Origin of the sequence: Microcoleus sp. w1-18aA5 (assembly GCF_036701705.1) — a bacterium.
Taxonomy (GTDB): Bacteria; Cyanobacteriota; Cyanobacteriia; order Cyanobacteriales; family Microcoleaceae; genus Microcoleus.
The window spans coordinates 102,692-127,778 of record NZ_JAUPTE010000005.1 but is presented as its reverse complement, the minus strand read 5'-3'; the positions used below and the strand labels follow the sequence as shown (position 1 = coordinate 127,778).

The following is a 25,087-nucleotide window of genomic DNA, read 5'->3' as shown; positions in this document are numbered from 1 at the left end:
TACCGTCGCCAAACCCAGCGACTACACTTGAAAATCTGTTACTACAATATCTGAGATAAAAACTTGCGAGTGCGTTCTTCCTTCGGGTTCTGAAAAAATTCTTCTGGCTTCGCTTCTTCAACTAAAACGCCGCCATCCATCAACACAATGCGATCGGCAACTTCGCGTGCAAACCCGACTTCGTGAGTCACCACTACCATTGTAATTCCCGTTTGAGCCAAATTTCGCATTACATCTAACACTTCCCGCACCATTTCCGGGTCTAATGCTGATGTCGGTTCATCAAACAGCATGATTTTAGGCTGCATTGCTAGAGAACGTGCAATAGCGACCCGCTGCTGCTGTCCTCCAGACAACTGTCCGGGATATTTTTTTGCTTGTTCCAAAATTCCCACTCTTTCTAACAATTGCATCGCCACTTCTTCGGCTTTTTTCTTCGGCCAGCGGCGCACCCACACCGGCGCTAGCATGACGTTTTGCAAGACTGATAAGTGGGGAAACAGGTTGAATTGCTGAAACACCATTCCTACTTCGCGGCGAATTGTCTCGATGTTGCGTAAGTCGTGGGAAAGTTCGATTCCGTCGATCGTAATTTTACCTTGCTGGTATTCTTCTAAGGCGTTGAATGTGCGAATAAACGTCGATTTTCCCGATCCCGATGGCCCCATCACGACAACGACTTCGCCCCGGTCTACGGTCATGCTAACGCCGCGCAGTACGTGAAATTGTCCGTACCATTTGTGGACGTTTTCTGCTACGATTACTCTTTCTGGGCTTGTTTGCTGAGTTTCCATAATTTTTGACTTTTTAACCGCAGATGAGCGCTGATGAACGCGGATGAACGCAGATATTTTTTTACCTTTGACCTACTCCTAATGTTCGCTCTATTTTGCGACTGGCTAGGGATATGGAGTAGCAAAATATCCAATAAATGATGCCTACGAAGATGTAAACTTCGGCGTATCTGCCGATATAGGATGGATTTGCTAAAACTGCGCGGGATATTCCGATTAATTCTAACATTCCGAATAGAGACAACAGGGATGTATCCATAAATAATCCGATGAATTGACCGCCGATCGCCGGAATGACTATTCGCAATGCTTGAGGCAGTACAATTAAAATTGTAAGCAGGGGTGTATTGAGTCCGATCGACCTAGCTGCTTCTATTTGTCCCCTAGGCACGGCCTGCAAGCCACCGCGCACGTTTTCCGCCAAGTATGCTGCACTAAATAACGTTAATCCAGCAATGGCTCTAATCACTCTATCCAATTTCGGATATTCGGGCGGCAAGAAGAGTTGCAGCATCACTTGACCTAAAAACAAAATGCCAATTAATGGTAAACCGCGAATAATTTCAATGTATAATGTTGATAACAATCTCACAACTGGCAAAGAACTTTGTCTGCCGAGTGCTAGCAATACTCCCAAAGGAAAGGAAAGCACAATACTAATAACTGCTAAAAATAGCGTCAACACTAAACCGCCCCAATCATTTGTTGACACTTCGGTCAAACCCAACCCGCCTTTAATTAACCACAAAACTATTGGGAAGGAAAGAACCCAAATTGCAGGCATCCAGCTAACCCCCCCCAACCCCCCCTTGCTAAGGGGGGGCGAGGGGGGGTTGCGGTAAATTTGCCTTCCGATGACATAGCTGGAGGCGGCTGCGATAATAATTCCTAAGAGGTAGAGGCGAGAGGTTAGGTCGATCGGCGAAATGACCGCACCCACAACCGCAGCACCTAGTATAATTAGTAAAGGCGGATTCCAAAGACGTTCTTGCCGCTGAATGTTTCCCCAAGTTAATCCTCCCAACAAGGCAATTAGGGCCGTTACTATCCACAGCCGCCAGTAGGATTCGCTGGGAAATCTGCCGGCGAAAAATAGCGGCAAGTTCGCTTCTAATACGCGCCATTGAGCTTTTGTTGTTGCCCAAACGATAATTCCTTTAATAGTTTGGAAGGCGATAATGAGGCAAACTACTGTGAGAATGCTGTTGTACCAGGTACTAAATAAATTTTTGCGCGCCCAATTCCAAGGGGTAGGCGATTCGGTGGCTGGGGGCGGTAATATGGGTATTGTTTCCATCAGTTTTTAGTTATTATTAATTTCTAATGCTGTTCGCTAAGATTCCTAAAATTTTATTCACATCTCTCAAGTAATATTCACCTAAATCAATTTCAATAATTTGTTCTTGCAACTTCAGGAATTTCCAGATAGTACCTGTAGTAACAGTGCCATAAATCGCAGGAATTTCGTTGCCTTCACGTTCATTAAATATTCTAGCAGCCAACATTTCTGCTACGCACTGTCCCAATCCGCCATTGATATTTTCCTTCTTGGCTTCTACAATGATGATTATTGGCGCTCTAACAATTAGTAACTCTGGGGAATGACTGATCAGAAAATCGCAACTTCCATTTAATCCTTTTTCAACATCTACTGTAAAGTCTATTCCCGAAAACAAACTAATTTCCAAGTTTAACTGTTTTCTAAGGTCGATCAAAATCGGTGCGATAATCATTTCAGATCGAGCTTTTTCAGTGTTGCTGCTCAAGGCTAACGGTATATTATCTTTAAGAATTTCGGCAAGTAATGTACTCGACTCTAATTCTGATACAGCAGCGAACATATCAATCTTATCGGAAATCGTTAAATCAAAATTTTTAGTTACTCGGTCTAAGCTAAAGTCACTGTATGCCATTTAACGCGCTCTACTTTTATTCCAAATAAAATAGATTAAATCTCAACTATTTACCTTTCCTTGATTTGTACAGTTTTATTGTACCAATTCATGAACAGAGAAACTATCAAACTAATTGTTAGGTATGTTACCATGATAATTAACATTGCTTCGATCGCCCGACCGGTCTGATTCAACGTCGGAGAGCCCACCACAAAATAAACGTCGGGATAAGCAACCGCAACCGCTAAACTCGAATTCTTAGCTAAATTCAGATACTGACTGGTTAAAGGTGGCACAATCACCCGCAAAGCTTGCGGCAAAATTACCATCCGCATCATTGTTCCAGACTTCAGCCCCAAAGACTTTCCCGCTTCCCACTGGCCTCTCGATACTGACTGAATTCCGGCCCGCACAATTTCTGCAATGTAACTGCCAGTATACAAGCTGAGTCCTGTCACTAAGGCTGCGAATTCAGGAGTTAATTTTAATCCTCCTTCGAGTTGCAAGGCTTGTGTCAGGCGGGGGAAATCTAGGCGAAAAGGCAGATTTTTGGTGATAATCAAAGCTAAGATTGCACTCATCCCGATCGCACCTAGAGCCCAAAACAACTGTCTTCCCGGCTTAGCTTCTTCCAACATCACCCGCGCCCGCCACATCCACAGCCCAGCGGCAGCCAAAACTCCGACAGTTAGCAAAATCAACCAAATCGCAAAACCCGGCAAAGCCACAGGCCAAGGTACAGCAATGCCGCGATTTGTCAAGTAAATCGGCCCGCGTAACTGCGGGTTGTCTTCCAGTTTGGGCAGGGAAATGAAAACTGCAAAATACCAGAAAAATAATTGCAGCAATAACGGCGTATTTCGCAAAATTTCCACATACAAACCAGCCAAACTTCGCAGCAGCCAATTGTCGGAAAGGCGCGCAATCCCTACCGTCAAACCCGCAACTGTTGCGAAAATAATGCCGATACCCATCACCCGCAGCGAGTTGATTAAACCGACTAAATAAGCTTGTCTGTAACTGTTAGCGGGACTGTAGGGGATTACACTTTCACCGATGTCAAAGGATGCTTGGGAATTGAGAAAATCAAATCCAAATGCAATCCCCAGTTGCGAGTAATTGGCGCCCAGATTGTCCCCGAGAATGGCGATAACAACTATTACTAAAATTAGGGCGATCGCCTGTCCGGCTATTTTCCAGAAGCGATCGTCCCGCAGCAGTTTTGATATATCTTTAAATTTGGGCAATTTCTGCGATTTGCCTGGTAGAGGTTCTGGGTTCATAACTGTTTAATTTAGAGCGAACTATACCTAACTTTAGCCTGCCTAAAATATCTTGTAGGGTGCGCCTAACAAGCACCTTAAAAGTCTGCTAGGCGCGGAGTACCTTCCTGTCTAAAATATCTTGTTGGTTAACTGTTAACAGTCAACAGTCAACGGTCAACAGTCAACAGTCAACAGTCAACAGTCAACTGTTAACAGTTAACTAAAATTAACGGAACGGCGGCGAGTAAAGCAAACCGCCATCTTTCCAGAGTCTGTTTTGACCGCGTTCTAACTTAAGTGTACTTTTGGGGCCGAGGTTGCGATCGTAGATTTCCCCGTAATTCCCCACTTTCTTAACAACGCGGACAGCGTAGTCGTTCGGGAGTCCCAAACCTTTACCTAAATCTCCTTCTGTTCCTAGCAAACGTTTGACGTTCGGATCTGTAGTGCTTGCCACTATTTTGTCTACATTTCCTGAATTAATTCCCAAATCTTCAGCTTCAATCGCGGCGAAAATAATCCATCTCACCGCGTCCGACCATTTAGGATCGCCGCTTTTCACCGCTGGGGCTAACGGTTCTTTTGACATCACGATCGGCAAAACAACATTATTCTCGGAATTCGGCAGAGTTGTCCGCTTAGAAACAAGTTGCGATCGATCGGCAGTAACACCTTGACAGCGACCTTCTTGATAGGTGGCAAAGGTAGAATTGACATCTTCAAACACGACAGGAGTGTATTTAACTCCTAATCTTCGCATTTGGTCGGACAAATTTTGTTCCGTGCTCGTACCTGTCTGCACGCAGATAGATTTGCCCGCAAAATCTTTTAAACTTTTGATGCCGCTGTCTTTTTTGACCATGATGCTTTGAGAGTCATAAAAGATCACCGGAGCAAATTCCAGTCCGGTAGTGCTGTCGCGACTCGCGGTGTAAGTAGTATTTCGGCTGAGAATGTCGATTTCTCCCGCCTGCAAAACTGTAAATCTATCTTTAGCGTTGAGTTTTCGGTACTCGACTTTTTCGGGATCGTCAAATATTGCTGCCGCGACAGCCCTGCACACATCCACGTCCAGTCCCGAATATTTGCCTTTTTCGTCTACAAAGCTAAAACCCGGCAGTTCGCCGCTGATGCCACAAATCAGTTTGCCGCGGCTGACAATTGTATCTATCCGGCTGGAACCTTGTTGCGAGTTGCCACCTGCCGCAGTTGTTGCTGTTGTTTGTCCGGTTTGTGCCGATCGATCCCTACAAGACGCCAACGGTGCCACAAACAACACACTTGCTAGCAGCAGAAATCCCCATTTACGCATAAATTTTAATAGAACGCTTTCCTGACAATCCTACCTTGTAGCTGTCAGAACTGTGGCGATCGGCGATCTACACAGCTTCCGGTTTCAAATTAGCCGTTCTGCATCCGTTGCTGCACTGCGGCAACTGCACCGACTACCCGCCTGTTTTTTTTTGAGCAAACTGGGAACCCAGAGTTAGAAACCCGGTTTCTGGCTGAAGGCCTGGTCGTCAAACCTAAGATTTATCCTTGAAACCCGGTTTCTTTTCTGCTATTTCTGCCCAGCGCAAGGGCTCATCGCCTTTCCCTGGAATATTTATCCGATTTTGATTGAATCCGCTCACAGTAGCTCTGGGGCTAGCCGCTGCTCAGCTAAATCGCGGATTAGGGAAAGCCGAGACTGGATGTATTCGTCCAACAAATCTGCTTCTTTGCCATTAAGCGCAGAGTTCGTCTTTAACTGCTTTAGCAGCCACTGTACCAAGGTCGCATCGTCTAAATTGACTAACAGAGTAGCTTGGGTGGTCTCAATTAATGACCAAAGTTGGCGTAACATGACTGGAGTCATAAAACCTCGTTGAGCGTAAATACGCACTTAATGGGCGGGGATAGCGAAAAGCTGGTCTTGGTGTCTCAAGCCGATCTACGAAAAGCACCCTCATGTCGATCGGCTTAATGATTATTTTATATTTGACCACAATAACTTAATGCAGTAGTGTCACAAGTTACAACACACAAGATGTTATAAGAGTTCCCAATTCCTTCACATTCAGATAAACATCTTGATAAAAGATTAACAATCTTTACACGCGCTCGCTCGCGAGGGCTGCCAAGAGCTGTCCGGGATCGGGCCCGATAGCCCGGTTCAAAAGAAAATTGATAGATTACTCAGTAGCCACAAACTTTTCAACCCCCGCCAGAATTATTTCTAATTCAGCGATGATTTTTGTAGCCCCCTCCAAATCATTAGATTCAGCCAGACTTTGAAGCTGATCTGCCATATCGGGCATTAACCGCACCGCCGCCGTAGCGCTGACACCTTTAATTTGATGAGCGTGGCGGGCCAGTGTCTCCATATCTGCCGATGCTATCGCCCCCTTAGCAGCTTCTAAATAACTACCAGTATCCACCACAAAAGCTTGCAGTATTTCCCGCTCAAACTCTAAATCAGCGCCCGAAATTTCGTGCAAACGTGCCATATCGACTACCGATTCGATATCGGGATCAGAGTTTAGAAGTTCCTCGCCATTAAACTTGGGAGTTTCAATTTTTAGCTTGGCCGACCAATTTTCTAGTACAGATTTTAACTTTTCGATCGAAATAGGTTTGCTAATATAATCGTCCATGCCCGCCGCCAGACATTTTTCCCGATCGCCCTTCAAAGCATTCGCCGTCATTGCAATCACCACCGTCTTTTGATGCGACTCCATCTTCCCAGCAGCATCTGCCGCTTCCCGGCGGCGCAATTCCAGCGTTGCTTCATAACCGTCCAAAACCGGCATCTGACAGTCCATCAACACAATGTCATACTTTTTCAGGGCAACCATAGATAGCGCCTCTGCACCGTTATTGGCTACATCCGCAGTACATCCCAAAACTCTGAGTTGATTGAGACCAACTTTTTGATTGATTGGAGTATCTTCAACTAACAAAATCTTTAAACTTGCTAACTCCCGGTTGTCAATAGCCGAGGCTCGATTGGACGTTGGATTTACCTGCGACTCATCAATCAGCGTCATCGGGGCGATCGCATTCGCCAAGCAATCAAATAGTCGGTGAGCTTTCACAGGTTTAGTTAAATACCCGCTAAAACCGCTATCTACCAAGCGTTTCGCCTCTGCAAGCTGATTCATTGAAGTCAGCACCACCCAATGCGTCTGCTGCATTGCCGGCTCAGAAATCCTCAAGCGTTCGAGACTTCCCGCCACCATTTCCGGCAACTGAATATCAACCAAAACGATATCGTAAGGGGAATTAAGGCTAACAGCTTTGTACAGAGATGCGATCGTCATCCAACCGTTCTCAACCTCCTCCACCTCCATTCCCCACAAAACAGCCATTCTCACTAGCACTTTTCGCACTGTCGGCTTATCGCTGGCAACTAACATTTTTCGCCCCGCCAGCACCGTTTCAAAATTCACTTCGCACGCTGTGCCTACAGCGGTTAAATTTTCCGTAACTGTCGGCACAGTAAACCAAAAAGTCGAGCCTTGGCCAGGGGTACTTTCCACACCGATTTGCCCACCCATTAATTCCACCAACTCCTTAGAAATAGCTAGCCCCAAACCTGTCCCACCGTATTTTCTTGTCGTAGAGGCATCAACTTGAGTAAAAGATTGAAACAGCTTTTTTTTGTCTTCGGGAGCAATCCCAATTCCTGTATCTGTGACTTTAAACAGCAGGAGCATCGAGTCATTGTTTTCTATTTTTAACGGTTCGATATTCTCTAAAATTTTCTGATTATCGCTGGCTGCCAACAACCCAGGATTACTAGCATTAGCCACCTCAATTACTACTTCTCCTGCTTCTGTAAACTTAATAGCATTGTTGATCAAATTAGTGAGAATTTGCCGCAACCGCGCTGCATCACCTTTAATTTGCACCGGCACGTCGCTGTCAATCAGTGCCACCACTTCTATACCTTTTTCTTGTGCGGGAGTTGCCAACAAGTCCAGCACTTCATTCACACAGATACTGAGGTTGAATTCGATTGTTTCTAAGCGCATTTCTCCTGCTTCCAGTTTGGAGAGATCCAGAATATCGTTAATGATGGAGAGTAAATTTTGGCCGCTGAGTTTCAGCGTCTGTACAAAGTCAAGCTGTTCGGGAGTAAGATTCGTTTTCAGCAGCAAATCAGTCATCCCCATCACTCCATTCATCGGAGTACGGATTTCGTGACTCATATTTGCTAAAAATAGCGACTTCATTCGAGATGCTTCTAGGGCTGCTTCTCGGGCCTGCTGCGCTTGTTCAAAAAGAGTAGATTGCTGAATGGCGATCGCCAACTGCACGCTCAACCTTCCCAGCAAATCCATCTCAGAATCAGTCCAAACACGCGGAGCGCTGCACTGATGGGCAATCAGCAATCCCCACAACCGATTTTGACTCGTTTCCAAACTCCTTTCCGGCAGTTCAATGCGAGTTTCCGGCGAATATTCTGCTACCAACCCCTGACTTTCATCGCCTATAAAAATTGGTACAACTAAATTAGCCCTTACCTGCAAACTAGCAAGTAAATCTCGGTGTTCCTCGCTCAAATTGGCCGTATAAATATCTGCCATTGTTTGAATCGTTCCTGCACTGTACAGCCATACAAAACTTTCCCCAAAGGATGTTCTTTGAACTTTTCTGCCCAGCAGGGGCATCCAATCATCTCCTACAGATTCCACCACCACAACCGCTGTTTCCTCGGACTCAAAACGATAAATTACCGTGCGGTCAGTTGCCAGCAACTGTCGCACTTCGTGTACAGCAGTGCTCAGAGTTTGAGTGAGGTTAAGAGACTGCCGGACTCGCTGGGCGATCGCCGAAACCAGCCGTTCTTGTTCTGCTTGTTCCCGCAGCATTCTCTCAGCTTGCTTGCGTTCGGTGACATCGCGAATTACCGCAGCAAAGCACAGCGGTTCGGTGGTTTGAGGGTGCTTGACCAGAAAAGCATTCATCACAACATCAATGGGTTGTCCGTTGCCCAAGTGCTGCATTTGACCTTCGCCTTGCCACTGGCCATGACTGATAATTGTTGGTAAAATCTCTTGACTGAATTTCTGTTGAAAATAGGGCCCAATATAATCCCAAATCTCCGTATGAAGCACAGCCGAAAGATTCTCTACACCCACCAGTTTTCGTCCGGCTTCGTTGACAAAAAGCGTTTTGCCTTTCAGGGTAGCCATACCGATAAAATCGCTGCTGTTTTCAATCAGCGACACAAATTTTTGCCGTTCTTCTTCTCCTTTTTTGCGTTCGGTAATGTCCCGCTTGACGCAGACATGACAAATTACATCGTCGGCGTTGTTAATCACAGAGTATGCCGCAACGTCGATCGCCAGCGTCTGACCTTTTTTAGTGGAGTTAGTAATTTCGCCCCGAAAACTTCCTGTTTTTGCTAAACTTTGGGCAATTGCCAAAAAGCGATCCCCCGCCACCAGCGGCGAAGCTTCTGCTTCTAATTCCGCGTCTGTGTATCCTAGAAGCGTTTGGTGAGCAAGATTTTGTTCGAGGAAAAACCCGTCAGCATCGATAATGACGATCGCATCATTGGAGTTTAAAAATATTTCTCGGTAAAGTTTTAGTTTGTCCTCAGCTCGCTTGCGTTCGGTGATGTCTCTTTTAACACTTACATAACAAACGACATCCCCAGCATCATTTAAAACCGCAAAAGCCGAAACCTCCACCTCAACTATTCCCATTTGCCCAGCCTTAATACAAGTCATTTCGCCTCGGTAACTCCCCGAAGTGGCCAAGCTTTGCAGCACCGACGCAAATGTCTGTTCTCCCATGTGAGTGGCAGGCGTTTTTCCCCACAATTTTGACGCGCTGTGACCCAGCAAAGCCGTGTGAGCTTGATTTGTTTCTAAGTAATAGCCTTCGGGGTCTAAGATCGCGATCGCATCGTTGGATTTTAAAAAGATTTGTTGATAAAGTTGCAGCTTCCGTTCAGCTTGTTTCCGGGCGCTAATATCCGTGAACAAGCCGTAGTAAACTATCTCCCCCGATGCTTGGAATTCTGGCTGGGAAGCTCCTTGCACCCATTTAAGTTTTCCTGACGGAGTGACAATTCTTCCTTCCCACCGCCAAGGCTGCAAATTTTCAGCAGAAAGCGTCACCGAGTTAAGAAAATCATCTCGATCTTCGGGATGAATCATGTCAACAATTACATTAAAATCCTGCTGAGCAGCCTCTGGTTCTATTTCATACAATTCTCGGCAGCCCGCGCTCACAAACGAGAAGGCCATCGAGCCATCTGGATGTAAGTCAATTTGATATACCGTACCCGGTACGCTAGCAGTAATTTTTTGCAGTTTGGCTTGGCTTTGATTCCTGGCTTCCTCTGTGGCTTGCAATTGACCAATCTCTCTAGACAAACCCACAACCCCAAATATATTACCCTCTGCATCGTATAGCGGCAATTTTTGCGTATCAAAGACGTGCTGTTTTCCGCCTTCAAAGACGATCGCCTGGTAGGGATTGCGAACCCTCTCCCCAGCCAGCACAGCTCGATCTTCCTCGCGGATGCCCCTAATTGAGTTGTTGCGATCGCCAAATACTAATTCGGCTGAAAACCCTAATTCAATATCATCTTTGCCGATAATTTCCTCAACATTTTTCCCCACATATTCAGCAAAACTTTGATTAACAAAAATGTATCTAAAATTTCTATTTTTAGCAAAAACTCTGTCCGCAGCAGCTTCCATTACAGCCCGCAACAATAGTTCTTGACTTTCCGAATCCAGAGCACAATTATTTTGAAGTGTATCCTTGACAATGGTCGGTTTAGATGCTAAGATATTTAACTCTTTTGCACAAATTTGAGCTACTGTGTGGAGCAAACAAAGGTGTTCCAAATTAAAAACATTTGCCTGCTCTGCACCAATGAAAAATACTCCCAATAATTCCTCAGTTTCATCCGGGTTGGCTGGTGCCATCAAGAGCGACTGAAACTGAGCCATTGGTGCCGGAGCCATGTTGTGCGCCCAGTCCCGATTGCCAGCAAGCCATTCAGCGCGAGCAGCTTGCAACCGCCCTTCCATTTCGGATCGGGTGCTAGCAGTTAAGGGCTGTAAGTGTTGCAGGTATAGTCGATCGTCCGGTAGGGTCAAAATGGCGATCGCCGCGCCAGGAATCAGGCGATCGAGATATGCCAGACACGCAGACCAAATTTCATCAGCACTGAGACTGGTTTGAACTTTTGCAGTAAGTTCGTTGAGAACTTGCAGTTCCAAGGTACGCTGGCGGACTTGTGCTTTGAGGCTGGCGGCTAGGATTTGCATAGTGCTCACCACACTGGTTTGCTTATATTATAATTATTGATTTTCAAATTTTTGTAAACAATTATCTTAAAATATATCCGACGAAAAGACAACGTTTTATATTTATATTACCTTCACGCGCTAAAAAACCAAGGCGCGATCGGGAGCAAAGAGACACTGCTCAATGCAAGCTCTCGCTCCCGCTGCGACTTAACATCACACCTAAAGATAGATGCAATATCCAGACTTCCGTGGCTTAAACAAAAAAAAATTAGACCAAAGTTCAAACCCTCAAATTCATCTGTAGAGTCAATCAAAAATCGAAAATCGAAAATCAATGGACGGTGAAACTAGCCCATTAAAATCACATTATCGATCACATGGATCACGCCGTTATCAGCTTCGATATCCGCAGCGACAACTGTAGCATTTTTCACCTCAAAACCGTCAGAACAATCAATTTTAATCGGCGAACCTTCCAAGGAAGTAACAAAACCGAGTTTTGCCAAATCAGCTTTCATAAACTTCCCCGATACGACGTGAAACATCAAAATCCTAGTCAGTTGGGGAACGTTCTGCACTAGGGTGGTGATAGTTCCCGGTGGCAATTTGGCAAAAGCATCGTCAGTGGGTGCAAAGACAGTGAAAGGGCCCGGACTTTTGAGCGCATCTACTAAATTAGCTACTTGCACGGCTGTTACGAGGGTTTGGAACGAACCCGCACCTACGGCAATATCAACAATATCAGGCATTGTGTTTTACCTCATCTGGGAAAAAAGTTCTATTAAGTATCGTAAACTGAGGCGGGCAACAATACCTACTGTCTTTTTTGAAAAATTGGTAATTATTTTGTAGTCAGGACTTCAATCCTCACATTTTTGAGGAGGACTTCAGTCCTCACTACAAACCTAATAATATAGGACTTACATATGGCAGCCCAGAAACCGGGTTTTGTACGAAAATACTTCGTTAAAACCCGCAGATTAGGTAAAAAACCCAGTTTCGAGGAGTCGGAGTGCGTAAGTCCTGTAATAGTTATTTTACCCGATATAATATTACTAACCGCTTGGGAATTTAACGGGGGGGGGGTTTACAATTGGTACATTACTGCTGGCGATTGTGATACCCCAATTCTCTGTTTCTAAATCTTCTACTTCAGCCTTTAGGTTTTCTCCCTTGTGAATGCTAAAACTGCCGTACAAAATTAAAACTTCAAAAATATCCGTATGAATCAAAGCTGCTTTCCGGTGCGCGTTTTCACCTAAATGAAAACCAATCAAATCAGCTTCAGGATCTTTGACATCTTCAGGATGGAACACCTCCCAACTGATGTCTCTGCAGTCATGAAATACTATGCTATAAGGCAATCGATCGCCTGTCGGATCGTAAATACATTCAAATAAAATTTCATTCCCCCACAAAGACACATTGACATTGGTGATGAGGGATGTAAGTCCACCTAAATTAAGCAAGTTGTAGTCATCGGGCATATTAATTACTCACTTTTTCTCCAGTATTGTGCGTCCCAGGAATATTATTGCCAAATTCATCGCTTGTTTTGACCAAACTGCCATCTTTGTCAAGACGCAAACCTTTGTTTATTTTTCGGCCATCTGAACCGTATCTGGGAGCTGGGGTGCGTACAACTTCACCATCAGGACGGATATTGACTCGCGAACGATCGGCAAATTCGTATTCAAGATAACCCCCTTCAGTAGTTCTGATTTCTGCACCCAATCCGCGAAAAAAATCATCGACTTCTTGGCGAGTCATCCCGGTTAAGTCTCCAAACTCAGATGCAATTCCATTTGCTCCCACTCCCTGACTCGGCACGCAAGTCTCCTCACCAACCATTGCTTATTGGAGTTTAGCACAGGTGGAAAATGGGAAAAAGGAAGTTTGACAACGAGCAATGTACGGGATGTAACGGATGGATGGATCGATGGATATCGAAGAAGGAAGAATCCTTCCTCAAACTCCCAATGCCCAATGCCCTGTTTGGCCAATACCCAAAACAAATAGGGCGCGCACCGCACGCCCTATCTATCAGCAATTAGCCAACAATTATTAGCCGCCGATTTGCACTTTAACCACGCGGTTCTTTTCTGCTTCCGCTTTGGGCAAATTCAGGTGCAAAACTCCATTTTTGTACTCAGCTTCTACGCTGTCATTTTGAACCCGTGCCGGTAGGGGAATCACCCGGCGGAACGAACCGTAGCGGAACTCAGAGCGAGTCATGCCTTTATCTTCACTCTTAGTTTCTTGACGGCGTTCGCCACTGATAGCAACAGCTTCTGCGGTTACTTGTACATCCAAATCCTTAGCTTCCATGCCCGGAATTTCTAACTTAAGGTGGATGGCTTCGGGAGTTTCATCGAGTTCGGCGGGGGGTAGAAAAGCAGAACCGTTAGATCCGCGATCGGTTGCCGGAGTCAAGCTATCAAACAACCGATTCATTTCTCGCTGCAAGGAGTCCATTTCCCGCAAAGGTTCCCAACGAATAAGTGCCATAACTAATACCTCGACTATCTGAAGTTTTTAGGGGTTGAGAAACACTTGACTCAACTTGTATTTAATATATTCCAGCTCCCGAAACATGGGGATTCGGTTTTCCGCAAAAAGGCCGATCGCATTTCCGAACATTCGCGATCGATACTGCTAAATAATTGCGGGTGCGGAGATCCGATCCAACCCGAACCAAGCAATTTTAGATTTTAGATTCGAGCCAGGAATTCCCATCTAAAATCTAAAATCGAAGGTTCGATTAACTCCACCGCGAATGCTGATAAGAAGCGTAGGTATCAAACAAAGCACCCACCAAACTAAAAGTTAGGCCGATCACGAAAAAACCCTGGAGGGGACAGCCACTGCCGAAAGTAGCTAAGAACTGCAAAATCAGGTCTTCTCCAGAACGACCAACTCCTTGGAGAGCAGGCACGAAGCCAATCAGCGAAAAGCTAGTCAATCCCCCGCCGATTAACAATAAGGGGGCGACAAAGCTCAACAGGCTGGTCAGCAGTACAGAGCGAAGAAAATTGGGAAAAATGCTCATAAGAGTCAGTAAATTCAGCTAAACTGCCGAAAGGTGCAAGCAAACAAAACTTGTCCTTTTCTACGATAGGCAGCGATCGCCCTCCGTGGCCAGTTCTGTCAGAAATCTTAAATGTTATAGAAAAAACTTGTTTAAGATTTGTAGATAGATTTCATTTTTGGCAGTTGTTCTATACTCGAAATCCCCTTGAGCACCAGTACATCTTCGAGCCTCAGTTTGTGGAGTCAGCGGTTGCTGGCAGCAGCTTTATTGGGCGGCCAAGTCATGCTGCACTTGCTGAGGGGCAAAATTCACCGCCGCAACACCCTCGACCAAATGGCAGCAGTCGGCCCGGAATCTCTGCTGATTGCTTTGCTGACTGCGGGTTTTGTCGGCATGGTATTTACTATTCAGGTAGCGAGGGAGTTTATTAACCTCGGTGCAGGCAATGTCGTCGGTGGCGTTTTGGCTTTGTCTTTGACGCGCGAGCTCGGCCCCGTCTTAACAGCCGTAATCGTGACGGGGCGGGTAGGTTCGGCTTTTGCAGCGGAAATAGGCACGATGCAGGTAACAGAACAGATAGATGCCCTGCTGATGCTCAGAACAGACCCGATCGACTATTTAGTAATTCCCCGCGTCCTTGCTTGCTGCTTGATGCTGCCAATTTTAACCATCATGTGTCTCGTCACCGGCATCCTCGGCGGACTGCTGATTGCTACGACGATGTACGGGATCTCTCAAAGCGTGTTTTTAGAATCAGTCCGCAATTTCCTGAGTCTGTGGGATATTTGCAGCGCGGCAATTAAGGCTTTTGTATTCGGTGGCTTGATTGCTGTAATCGGCACTAGCTGGGGTTTGACCACCACCGGCGGGGCAAAAGGCGTCGGTCAATCGACGACTACGGCGGTGGTGACGGCTTTACTGGCTATTTTTATTGTGAACTTTTTCCTGACTTGGCTGATGTTTCAGGGAACGGGTTCTAGCGTACTCAAGGGCTTGTAAGCTAGGAAACAGATAAAATATGAATAATTGGCAACATTCGTTTACTACCCTTGATTTAAACCCGTGACTACAACTGCCTCTTCGACTGCGCCGACAAATACGATCGAACTCGCTCCGAGTTATGCGATTCCCCTAGTCCTGGTACTGGCGGCCCTACCGCTACTGTTCGTTCAGAAGTGGGTGAGTTTGCCGCTTTCTGTGTTCGGCTTGTTTCTGATGTACCAAACCGCCACCCTCCGGCTACAATTTACCCCAACAGATTTGGACATTTATCGATCGTCCAAGTTAATCCGCCGCTTTCCTTACCGAGAATGGCAAAATTGGCGGATATTTTGGCCCGCGGTGCCGATTTTGTTCTATTTCAAAGAAATTAACAGCATTCACTTTCTGCCGGTTCTGTTCGATCGTAAAATGCTACAGACCTGCTTAGAACAGCGCTGTCCCCGTCAAGACTAAAAAAGTTGTTAATTTTTAATTTTTAACTTTTCCGTGCCCTACGCCGAACAAAATTTCCCATGAATTCAGACGAATCTCCAACCCAAGAACCGCAACCACAACCAGCCGCCCCAAGCGGTGACGGCGAACCAAATTTACCCGTGAATGAGACGGAGTACCAAGTTCTATCTCAAACACAAGATTTGTGGATCGACGAAAATGAGCTGCCAGCCCAAGTTCCGGCAGAAACAAACCCGCCGTTGGACGAGGAAGATGCCGAAATCGCCCAATTCGTGGACGAAGCAGGCGCAATCGCCCAAATTGGGCCCAACAACGACGATGCCGAATCAGAAAGTCCGATCGCTCAAATCGAGCTTCCAACAGACTCTGTGCCAACAGCAACCGCAGAAACGGTAACGCCCATCCCCGACAATGTTACCGAACAGTTGGCAGAGAGAGTCAAAGAATTGCACCAGCAAGAACAAGCTTTGACTGAAAAAATTGCAGCATTGGAAGCCGAGAAAGCCAATGCTATAGAAGCGTTGGGCCAGGCTCAAGCCTCGATCGGGCGTTTGGTACAAGACGGCTTGATTCAATTAGATCAGCGCAAACAAGCGCTACAAATAGAAGTAGAAAAACTCGAACGTCGGCGCGATCGAATTCAAAAGGAAATGCGAACCACTTTTGCCGGCGTTTCCCAAGATTTAGCAATTCGAGTCCAGGGTTTCAAAGACTATTTAGTAGGCAGTTTGCAGGATTTGGCCGCTACCGCCGAACTCTTAGATTTGACACCGCCAGTGCAAGAGACACCACAGCGAACTGCTGCTGAGGAGTCTCAATCCTCAGCACCGGTAAATCCCAAATTTGCCGAACAGGGATTTCAAGAACAAGCCAAACAAATTCGCCGCACCCTCGATCAATACCGCACTGTCCCCGACTACTACGGCCCGCCTTGGCAACTTCGCCGCACTTTTGAACCCATCCACGCGGAACGAGTTTCTAACTGGTTTTTCACCCAAGGAGGAAGGGGTGCTTTGCGGACTATGGGTTCGCGCTTGCAAAATATCTTGATTACTTCGACAATTATTTCTGTACTCAGAAGCGTCTACGGCGGGCGGGTGCGGACTTTGGTGCTCGCGAACAGTCCCGAACGTTTGGGAGAGTGGCGCCGGGGTTTGCAGGACTGTTTGGGCATTACTCGCAGCGATTTTGGCCCGGAAAGGGGGATTATTATGTTTGAGTCTGCGGAGGCTTTGGCTCAAAAAGCCGATCGACTGGTGAAAGATGGCAAATTGCCACTAATTGTCATTGATGAAACTGAGGATTTAATTAGTTTGTCAATCCTGCAATTTCCGTTATGGCTGGCCTTTGCTGCCGATCCGCAAACTTTGATGGCGGCTAAGGATTTTTGATAGGGGGTAATGGGTAATTGGTAATTGGTAATTGCTAATTAGTAATTGCTAATTGCTAATTATGCTAGGGGAAAGGTTGAAAATTTTAAAAGTACACGAAATCTAAAATTAAAAAATGGCTAGCTGGATAATTTTAAATGGCGCATTGCTAATAGCCGCTTATCTGCTGGGATCGATTCCGACTGGGTACGCCTTGGGGAAATGGATGCTAGGAATTGATATTCGAGAGGTTGGTTCGGGTTCGACTGGTGCGACTAACGTACTGAGGACTTTGGGGAAGTGGCCGGGGTTGGGGGTGTTGCTGGTTGATGTGTTGAAGGGGGTAAGTGCGATCGTCCTAATCCGCTATATTTACTCTCTCACTTTTACCAGCCAGCTAGCAACCGCCGCAGGTTTAGAAAATACTGCAACTGTCCTCCCTTGGATGGCAACTTTGGCGGGTTTCTCGGCTGTTTTGGGCCACAGCAAATCTATTTGGCTGGGGTTTACCGGCGGTAAATCAGTGGCTACGAGTTTGGGAGTTTTGCTAGGTTTGTACTGGCCTGTTGGTTTGGGAACTTTCGGAATTTTCGGGATAGTATTTGCGGTATCGCGAATTGTCTCTTTAAGTTCGATTATCGGGGCAATTAGCGTTTCTGGATTGATGTTTGCTTTACATCAGCCGCTGGCTTATGTATTGTTTGGAATTGCGGGCGGGGTATTTGTAATTGTGCGGCACAGGAGTAATATTCAGCGCTTGTTGAATGGTACTGAACCGAGGATTGGAGAGAAATTGGAAACAGCAGCTAGCGATTGAGCGGTAGAATTGTTGTTGTTTTGTAAATATATGTTGCAACCAGTAGAAAAAAGAGCCAATTTCATAAAATTGGCAACGCAAGTCTTGATTTCGCCCAAATATTCATAGAGAGTACCAAAATATGCGGCCAAATCAATATTAACTAACCGATCGAGTCGGGGAATCGGAGAATCTATGTGCCTAAAGCCAGGGGATATTCTGCGCGATCGCTACCGAATTATCGCTAAATTAGGTGAGGGAGGGTTTGCTAAAACCTATACGGCTAACGACGCTTTGGGCCGCCCCGAAAATCTCCTGTGCGTCGTCAAGGAAATTCCGCCTCCTGAATCTAACGATGAGCGGCTGTTGGAGGAAGCACAGCACCAATTTGAAAAAGAAGCTAAAACCCTGAACTATCTCGATAAGTGTCCGCAGATTCCCAAGTTAATCGATCGCTTTCAAGAACAGGGAAAATTTTACTTAATTCAAGAATACATCGAAGGAAATCCGCTCAACAAAGAACTCGCATCTCTCAGGCAGTTTCAGGAGTCAGAAGTTATTGATTTATTGCAAGATATTTTGTCAGTTTTAGATTGCGTCCACTCTCAAGGTATTATTCACCGCGATCTGAAACCGTCAAACTTAATCCGGCGCAAGCTTGACGGCAAAATTGTGTTAATTGACTTTGGGGCAGTAAAAGCGATCGGCACTTTGGGGATCGAGCACGGTCAAATAACTCAAACTCGCGCGGTTGGTACAGAGGGTTATATGCCAGCCGAACAGTGGAAAAATCAACCAAGATTTAACAGCGATATCTATGCTGCGGGAATCATCGGCATTCAAGCGATCGCAGGGTTAGATATTGAAGACTTTTTTCATGATAAAAAAACGGGGGAACTCGTCTGGCACTACTCAACTGACGATCGCCCGATGGTACAAATTAGCGACAAGCTGAAAAAAGTTTTAAATAAGATGGTGCGTTACCACTTTAACGATCGCTATCAATCTGTTGCTGAAGTGTTGCAGGATTTGATCTCGCTAACAGCGTTGCACTCACCTGCGCCCTCTTCACAACAACCTCTGCTGCCGAAGCCTCAACGCCAATGGCAAGATACATTGAGAGTCTGCTTGCCGATCGCGATCGCAGGATGCCTCGGGCTAGCAGCATTTTTAATACACAAAATTTTCACCCCTCAAACTTGTCCCTTAATCCAGGGAGATGCTGTGAGTTGTGGCGATGAAATTCTCATCAAAACATCTGCTTCGCGATTAAAGCAATGGGGAGTAAATGATTTTTTTAATGGAAACCATCAATCAGCTTTTAATTTATTAAAACAATCGTGGAACGAAGAAGAACGCAAAGATCCAGAAACTTTAATTTACATGAATAATGCTCTTTTGAACGCCCAAAAAGCTGATTACTACACCCTGGCAGTTGCCGTTCCCATCAGCAACACCGAAGGAGGTACTGTCAATTCTGATTTGGCTAGAGAAATGTTGCGCGGCATTGCCCATGCCCAAACAGAAGTCAACCTAGGAGTGTTTCATTCCGATCGCAATAACTACTTTCCCGGTCAAGGTTTTTTAGCAGGGAAAGCCATTAATGGCAAGGGTATTAGAGTCATTATCGCTGACGATGCCAACCTCAAAACAGAAGCAAAAGCTAGGGCCTCTTCACTCGTGAAGCAAACCGAGGTATTGGGCGTCGTCGGTCACTATACTAGCGAGATGACTGTGCATGCAGTCGATACTTATGACAAAAATCATTTAGTCTTAATTTCGCCTGGGACTACAACGGAACAATTAACAGAAAAACCTCGGAAGTTTTTCTTTCGCACTGTCCCTAGACATCAAATTACTGCTGAAAACTTCAAGAACTATCTGATTGAAAACGCAGGTCAGAAAAAAGCGGTGGGTTTCTACTGTCCGGAGATTCAAGCTACTTCCTCATTGTGGGAAGAATTCAGAAAACAGTTTAGACAAGCAGGAGGAAATATTTTAAGCATCACTGAATACAATGTGTGTAAGAAAAATTTCAACGTTGAACTAGCATTACAAGAAGTCGAACGAAGCGAGAAAACAGCGATCGTCTTAAGTACGAGTCATGTCCCGGATGCAGTCAAAAATGCGATGGCACTTATTAAAGCCAATGGCGCTCGCAATTGGGTAGTGGGAACCGGGGGCATCTACAGCCAGAAAACCTTAGAAACTGCCTCCCAGTTACCGTCTTTTGAGAAACTGGTGACATCATCCTCTTGGCATCCCTTAGCTGCTCCCAACCGCACATTTGCCGAAAACGCTCGAAAGCTTTGGGGAGGAAACGTCAACCACCGCACAGCTTTAACCTACGATGCAACTTGGACGCTAATTACAGCAATAGAAATGCAACAGCAACCGAGCCGCGAAGGGATGCAGAAAACTATTGCGAGTCCGAATTTTAGCGCCACAGGAGCAACAGGAACTATTGAGTTTGATGCGAACGGCGATCGCCAAAATTTTCAACCGGATTTAGTGCATATTGTCAAGTGTCGAAAAGAACAGTTCGGTGTAGCTTTTGTTCCCGTCAAATATCGGACGGCAAAATCGGCAGGTTTAAAGTGCGATTGAACTCGTTTTTGACGGTTTCTGTGCGTTATTCCTGACTTATTTACCTAACTCTTGAGAACGCAAACAAGCTGCTTTCACGGCTTCGATTAGCGCAGAACGAAAGCCGCTACTCTCTAATTTAGCAATTCCCGCAATAGTTGTACCGCCGGGACTCGTAACTTGATCTTTCAATTGTGCCGGGTGCATTCCCGTTTCTTGCATTAGCTTCGCTGTACCGAATACTGTTTGTAAAGCTAATTGAGAGGCGATCGCCCGTGGCAGCCCAGCACAAACTCCGCCATCTGTCAACGCCTCAATCAAAATTGCTACATAACCAGGCCCGGAACCCGAAAGCCCAGTCACCGCATCCAGCATACTCTCAGGTACTTCTACCACTTCTCCCACGGCCTGAAAGATGCGCTTTACCAATTCTAAATCAGCCGGTTGAACAAGTTTTCCCGGAGCGATCGCGCTCATTCCCGCCCCTACCGTGGCTGGAGTATTCGGCATCACCCGCAGCACTCCCCGCCCCGGAAAAGCTGGTTCGAGCTTGCTCAGTGGCACTCCTGCCAAAATCGACACTACCAGCGCTTGTGGCGGGGAATTAGCCGTTTCTCCATTATTTCCCTGTTGGCGATCGGCCGCCACCGCCAACTCCAAAGCTACCGTATCAAAAACTTGGGGTTTAATTGCCAAAAACAGCACTTCTGTAGCGACAGCAACTTCTAGATTGCTGGCTGTTGTTCCAATCCCGTATTTCTCAGTCAAAAACTCGCGGCGCTTTACCCCAGGCTCGCTCACCAATATTTCTGAAGGCAAATAAACTTTTTCTGCTATTAAGCGGGATAAGAGAGCTTCTCCCATTACCCCGCCGCCGATCGTACCAAATTTTATGTTTGTCATTAGTCAGTTGTCACTTGTCACTTTTGAGTTATCAGTTGTCAGTTGTCAGTTGTCAGTTGTCATTGGTTACTTAGTTGTTAGCTAATGTTATTAATCCGCAGTGTTTATTCCACAGTTATTAGTTGTTAACTATTGACTACTGACTACTAACTACTCACCACTGACTACTGTCAACTGTCAACTGTCAACTGTCAACTGAACTACTGAGCTACTGGAGCTTGTTCTGCCGGCCAGACTGTCGGTGCAGGAGCAGCAGCACGAGGCCGTCCTTGAGCAGGAGGCACTTCGTGAACCACACCAGACTGAGTTCTCACCTGCACGCAGCTAGGCGTAAACAAGAAAATACTTTCGCCAATTCGCTCTTGATGACCGTCAAGGGCATAAGTACCGCCCGCCACAAAGTCCACAGCTCTTTGCGCTTGGTCTGGGTCCATCACCGTCAGGTTCAAAACCACAGACTTCCGTTCCTTAAGGGCTCGAATTGCTGCCGGCATCTCTTCAAAAGTGCGCGGCTCCATTACTACTACTTCCGAAATCCCGTTCATAGCTCCAGGCATTCCAATCACGTTATTCATTACTGACCCTACTCCGCCGGTTGGTGCAACGACATCCATACCTGTCGATCCTACTACTGACCGCTCTCGCATTCTACGATTTTGACGACGTTCTTCTTCTGCGGCTGCGACTGCAGCGGGGTTCGGTTCAGGCGCTTGGTAGAAGTTCTGATAGCGCTCCCCTTCCGTTTCGTCGTAAACGTCATCGTACTCAGGCTCATTGTTGATGCCTACAAAATCTCGCAGTTTAGAAAAAATATTCATGATTCACGCTCCTTCACGACTTGGCTGCCCCGACTATACTCGCGTTGCGCGTTAGTCGCGGGTAGCTGACTATTCTATATTTAACCCAAATTGTCTTTATCAGAAGATTTCAATTATTTATCCCCTCCTAGAGCCAAATAAGGTTTGTCCTAGCCGTACCATAGTAGCACCTGCTTGAATTGCCAAATGATAATCTCCCGACATCCCCATCGAGAGCTGCTGCATTTGAATGCAGGGCAAATTTTGGTGCTGGATTTTCTGTGCAAGTTCGCGAGTGCTGTTAAATAATTCGAGGATTTGCGAGTCATCTAATCCCAGCGGAGGAATTGTCATCAAACCTTGAATTTTGATATGCTGACATTTGTTGAGTTCTGGAAGGTCGGCCAGCAGTTCTGGAACGCTCCAGCCGTATTTGTCCGGGTCGGGCAACATTTTGACTTGCAGGCAGACTTGTGGAGAGGAGGACATTTCCCCCGCCAAGCGCGAAAGTCGCTGAGCGAGTTTTAAATTGTCGAGAGAGTGAATCCACTGGAAATGCTCTAGGGCTTTGGCGACTTTGTTGGCTTGCAAGTGGCCGATCAAGTGCCAGTTGATATCCGGTAAATCTTGCAGTTGGCTTTGTTTTTCGGCAGCCTCTTGAACCTTACTCTCGCCAAAATCCCGGATACCGGCGTCGTATGCTTCGCGGATAGCATCAGTCGGTACCTGTTTGGTAACGGCAATTAACCGCACTGAGTCCGGCAAGTGTTGGCGAATGCTTTTAATTCGAGAGGCTATGGTCATGGGTACTCAACGCTCTTGACGGGAGGGAAGGAAAATTAAGACAGTTACCAATTACCAAATTACTGATTTTCGTTATTGAAATGTGCGCTGGTGAATGGTCTGCAATTGGTCGTACTCGTGATATTGACCGCTGCGACGCAGGGTTCGCAGGCGAATTTCAACCATGAGGCGAGCGTCGGAGCGGCTAATTGGTTCAAATCTCAGCCCGCCAGGGCCGTTTGTCACCAAAAAAAACAGGCGCTGGGCGTATAGGGTGGTAAATAATTCTTGGCTGTCTTCAACCTGGGATACCCTGAAGAGGAGGCCAAAGTTTGGATGATTCAGGTAAGTTTCGGTAGTCATTCACGCTCACAATCGATCAATTTTAGATTAAAGATTTAGATTTTAGATTTTAGTTTCGCTCGATCGCCCGACGGTGTTGTTTGACGGCGGGCTACAAAGGGCGATCGCCGTAGCCGTGCAGTAGTCTCCGTCGTGGCTGAGGCTTAATTGCCACTGGCAATTTCCCCAAACAGAGGCTTGTGCTGCTGCGGTTCCGTGCAGTTGCACATTGGGAGCACCGTTTTCGGAGCGCCGAATTTCCACATCTGCATACCGTATTCCCCGCCATCCCGTGCCTAGAGCTTTGACAACGGCTTCTTTTGCTGCCCAGCGCCCCGCTAGCTGGTTGCAGGAAACTCGATTCATTTTACCTTTAATGCTGCTGTGTTGAGAATTTAGTTGCCCGCAATCCCTTTGTTCGGCGGGCGTGTAAACTTTTTCGAGGAAGCGATCACCAAACCGATCTAATGCGGCTTGTATGCGCGGAACATATACAATATCTGTCCCAAGATAGATGTTCAAGGTCTTGGTTCTCTAAATATTTGTCTCCATTACTTTAGCAGGACTGTCGCGCACCAGACAAAACTTACTCAAATCTAGGCCGGTGTTCCAAACCCCGCTCGAATCAGTCATTCCCAATTCTTCAATATTATTCAATCTAAAATCTAAAATCTAAAATCTAAAATCTCAACTGTCCCAGCCCCAAACGAAGCGGGCGCTCCAGAGGACGAGCAAGCAGCCGAGGGCGATCCAGTCTCGGATTTTCAATTGCAACTGGTGCCATTCTACCCGGTGTCGATCGGGACTGGTGAAGCCGCGAACTTTCATGGCGCTGGCAATTTGTTCAGCTCGCAGGAGCAAGTTTTCTAACAGCCGCTCTGCTATCATCAACCACACTTGAGCTGCGCTGCGAAATCCGAGTTTTTTCCAGTTTATCGCTCTGGTTCTGACCGATCGCACTAAATTTTGTATTTCTTCCAATACTAGGGGAATGAATCGCAAAGATAAGGTTAATGTTAAGGCTATTTCGGTAATAGGCCAGTTCAAGCGGCGCAAGGGCTGCATTAAGTTTTCAAGGGCGGCGGTAATTTCTTCGCTGGCTGTGGTGAGAAGGTAGAGGTTGGTGCTGTAAATTACTGTGAAAAATAGGGTGCTGACGTTGATAGCTAAATCTAGGGATTTGCGAGTGATTTTAATCGGGCCTTGTTTGAATACAACGTAACGGTAGTTTGTGGGTTGGGGGAGTTGATTTGAGTTTTGGGCTTTGGGATTGGGGATTGGGGAGTTTGAGCCTAAGTTAAAAGATTGGTACCAGGGTTTGGGCTTTTGAGGGGGCGAAAGGGTTGCCGGCTGTTGGGAAAAGGCTAATTCGTCGGCGGGGATGCGGGGCTGGTGTTCTGCGGGGAGTCCGTCGGGGGCGATCGCGCTGAGGCAAAATACTAATAGGCAGAATAGCAGCAGCATTCCCATTTGCTGTTTCCACACGCGCCAGGGAATTGCTGCTGTTAGTGTGAGTACGATTAACATTCCTACTAGCATCAACCGCCAGATGGGATTGGCGAGTATGGGTGCAATCAGAAATGTCATCAACCAAGCTAATTTTACGCGGGAGTCTAGCCGGTGAAGCCAGGTTACTGGTTGTTCTAGGTAAAGTCCTATGGGGAGCGATCGAAGTAAGTCCATCTTGTCGATTTTAGATTTTAGATTTTAGATTTTAGATTTTAGATTGATTGATTGATTGATTGATTGATTGAGGGATTGATTGATTGAGGGATTGATTGAGGGATTGATTGAGGGATTGATTGAGGGAT

The 25,087-nt window shown here is 46.2% G+C and carries 23 protein-coding genes; 5 read left to right on the top strand and 18 right to left on the bottom strand.

Annotated features, from left to right (window positions below; translation table 11 throughout):
• Positions 1-41: 41 nt before the first annotated feature.
• From Q5691_RS03535 to Q5691_RS03480, 12 genes are all read right to left on the bottom strand, one after another.
• Positions 42-794, bottom strand: coding sequence for an amino acid ABC transporter ATP-binding protein (locus tag Q5691_RS03535; protein ID WP_333215993.1), 753 nt, complete (start codon positions 792-794; stop codon positions 42-44).
• A 61-nt stretch (positions 795-855) separates the two neighbouring features.
• Positions 856-2,091 (bottom strand): amino acid ABC transporter permease, encoded by a 1,236-nt coding sequence (locus Q5691_RS03530; RefSeq protein WP_333343915.1) that lies wholly within the window; start codon positions 2,089-2,091, stop codon positions 856-858.
• Between the two features lie 16 nt (positions 2,092-2,107).
• Complete coding sequence (locus Q5691_RS03525; protein ID WP_333311394.1) at positions 2,108-2,707, bottom strand: hypothetical protein; 600 nt, start codon at positions 2,705-2,707, stop codon at positions 2,108-2,110.
• 50 nt (positions 2,708-2,757) lie between these two features.
• Complete coding sequence (locus Q5691_RS03520) at positions 2,758-3,972, bottom strand: ABC transporter permease subunit (RefSeq protein ID WP_333343914.1); 1,215 nt, start codon at positions 3,970-3,972, stop codon at positions 2,758-2,760.
• Between the two features lie 208 nt (positions 3,973-4,180).
• Positions 4,181-5,266: an amino acid ABC transporter substrate-binding protein gene (locus Q5691_RS03515; protein ID WP_333227006.1), complete on the bottom strand. Its 1,086-nt coding sequence runs from the start codon at positions 5,264-5,266 to the stop codon at positions 4,181-4,183.
• A gap of 318 nt (positions 5,267-5,584) precedes the next feature.
• Entirely contained in the window at positions 5,585-5,812 is a 228-nt protein-coding gene (locus Q5691_RS03510; protein WP_015178453.1) for a hypothetical protein, read from the bottom strand.
• A 316-nt stretch (positions 5,813-6,128) separates the two neighbouring features.
• Positions 6,129-11,231: a PAS domain S-box protein gene (locus Q5691_RS03505; RefSeq protein ID WP_333343918.1), complete on the bottom strand. Its 5,103-nt coding sequence runs from the start codon at positions 11,229-11,231 to the stop codon at positions 6,129-6,131.
• Between the two features lie 329 nt (positions 11,232-11,560).
• Positions 11,561-11,962, bottom strand: coding sequence for a fasciclin domain-containing protein (locus tag Q5691_RS03500; RefSeq protein ID WP_006634220.1), 402 nt, complete (start codon positions 11,960-11,962; stop codon positions 11,561-11,563).
• A gap of 306 nt (positions 11,963-12,268) precedes the next feature.
• Positions 12,269-12,700, bottom strand: a complete 432-nt coding sequence (locus Q5691_RS03495; protein WP_333343913.1) for a hypothetical protein — start codon at positions 12,698-12,700, stop codon at positions 12,269-12,271.
• 1 nt (position 12,701) lies between these two features.
• A complete protein-coding gene (locus Q5691_RS03490; protein ID WP_333273207.1) occupies positions 12,702-13,064 on the bottom strand; it encodes a hypothetical protein in 363 nt (120 codons plus the stop codon).
• A gap of 213 nt (positions 13,065-13,277) precedes the next feature.
• The gene (locus Q5691_RS03485; protein WP_333226999.1) at positions 13,278-13,721 is read right to left on the bottom strand and encodes an Hsp20/alpha crystallin family protein; all 444 of its coding nucleotides are present in this window, start codon (positions 13,719-13,721) and stop codon (positions 13,278-13,280) included.
• A gap of 253 nt (positions 13,722-13,974) precedes the next feature.
• A complete protein-coding gene (locus Q5691_RS03480; RefSeq protein WP_333158958.1) occupies positions 13,975-14,262 on the bottom strand; it encodes a hypothetical protein in 288 nt (95 codons plus the stop codon).
• 186 nt (positions 14,263-14,448) lie between these two features.
• On the opposite strand from Q5691_RS03480, the gene Q5691_RS03475 reads away from it, so the two are divergent.
• From Q5691_RS03475 to Q5691_RS03455, 5 genes are all read left to right on the top strand, one after another.
• Positions 14,449-15,243 carry an MlaE family lipid ABC transporter permease subunit gene (locus Q5691_RS03475; RefSeq protein ID WP_333273210.1) on the top strand — a complete coding sequence of 265 codons (795 nt, stop codon included), beginning with the start codon at positions 14,449-14,451 and terminating at the stop codon, positions 15,241-15,243.
• A gap of 63 nt (positions 15,244-15,306) precedes the next feature.
• Entirely contained in the window at positions 15,307-15,699 is a 393-nt protein-coding gene (locus Q5691_RS03470) for a DUF3119 family protein (RefSeq protein ID WP_333226993.1), read from the top strand.
• A gap of 59 nt (positions 15,700-15,758) precedes the next feature.
• Positions 15,759-17,090, top strand: coding sequence for a DUF3086 domain-containing protein (locus Q5691_RS03465; RefSeq protein WP_333343912.1), 1,332 nt, complete (start codon positions 15,759-15,761; stop codon positions 17,088-17,090).
• Positions 17,091-17,205: 115 nt separating this feature from the next.
• The gene (gene plsY, locus Q5691_RS03460) at positions 17,206-17,886 is read left to right on the top strand and encodes a glycerol-3-phosphate 1-O-acyltransferase PlsY (RefSeq protein ID WP_333343911.1); all 681 of its coding nucleotides are present in this window, start codon (positions 17,206-17,208) and stop codon (positions 17,884-17,886) included.
• Between the two features lie 174 nt (positions 17,887-18,060).
• The gene (locus tag Q5691_RS03455; protein ID WP_333343910.1) at positions 18,061-20,472 is read left to right on the top strand and encodes a bifunctional serine/threonine-protein kinase/ABC transporter substrate-binding protein; all 2,412 of its coding nucleotides are present in this window, start codon (positions 18,061-18,063) and stop codon (positions 20,470-20,472) included.
• Positions 20,473-20,508: 36 nt separating this feature from the next.
• On the opposite strand, the gene proC is transcribed toward Q5691_RS03455, so the two are convergent.
• The 6 genes from proC to Q5691_RS03425 form a co-directional block, all read right to left on the bottom strand.
• Positions 20,509-21,354 (bottom strand): pyrroline-5-carboxylate reductase, encoded by an 846-nt coding sequence (gene proC / locus Q5691_RS03450; RefSeq protein WP_333211844.1) that lies wholly within the window; start codon positions 21,352-21,354, stop codon positions 20,509-20,511.
• 200 nt (positions 21,355-21,554) lie between these two features.
• The gene (locus Q5691_RS03445; protein ID WP_333080778.1) at positions 21,555-22,172 is read right to left on the bottom strand and encodes a cell division protein SepF; all 618 of its coding nucleotides are present in this window, start codon (positions 22,170-22,172) and stop codon (positions 21,555-21,557) included.
• A gap of 117 nt (positions 22,173-22,289) precedes the next feature.
• On the bottom strand, positions 22,290-22,955 hold the full coding sequence (locus Q5691_RS03440; RefSeq protein WP_333211845.1) for a YggS family pyridoxal phosphate-dependent enzyme: 666 nt from the start codon (positions 22,953-22,955) through the stop codon (positions 22,290-22,292).
• Between the two features lie 72 nt (positions 22,956-23,027).
• Positions 23,028-23,297, bottom strand: a complete 270-nt coding sequence (pipX, locus tag Q5691_RS03435) for a transcriptional coactivator PipX (protein WP_333058020.1) — start codon at positions 23,295-23,297, stop codon at positions 23,028-23,030.
• Positions 23,298-23,339: 42 nt separating this feature from the next.
• Positions 23,340-23,798 carry a holo-ACP synthase gene (gene acpS, locus Q5691_RS03430; RefSeq protein ID WP_333211847.1) on the bottom strand — a complete coding sequence of 153 codons (459 nt, stop codon included), beginning with the start codon at positions 23,796-23,798 and terminating at the stop codon, positions 23,340-23,342.
• 165 nt (positions 23,799-23,963) lie between these two features.
• Positions 23,964-24,959: an energy-coupling factor transporter transmembrane protein EcfT gene (locus Q5691_RS03425; RefSeq protein WP_333211849.1), complete on the bottom strand. Its 996-nt coding sequence runs from the start codon at positions 24,957-24,959 to the stop codon at positions 23,964-23,966.
• Positions 24,960-25,087: the final 128 nt, after the last annotated feature.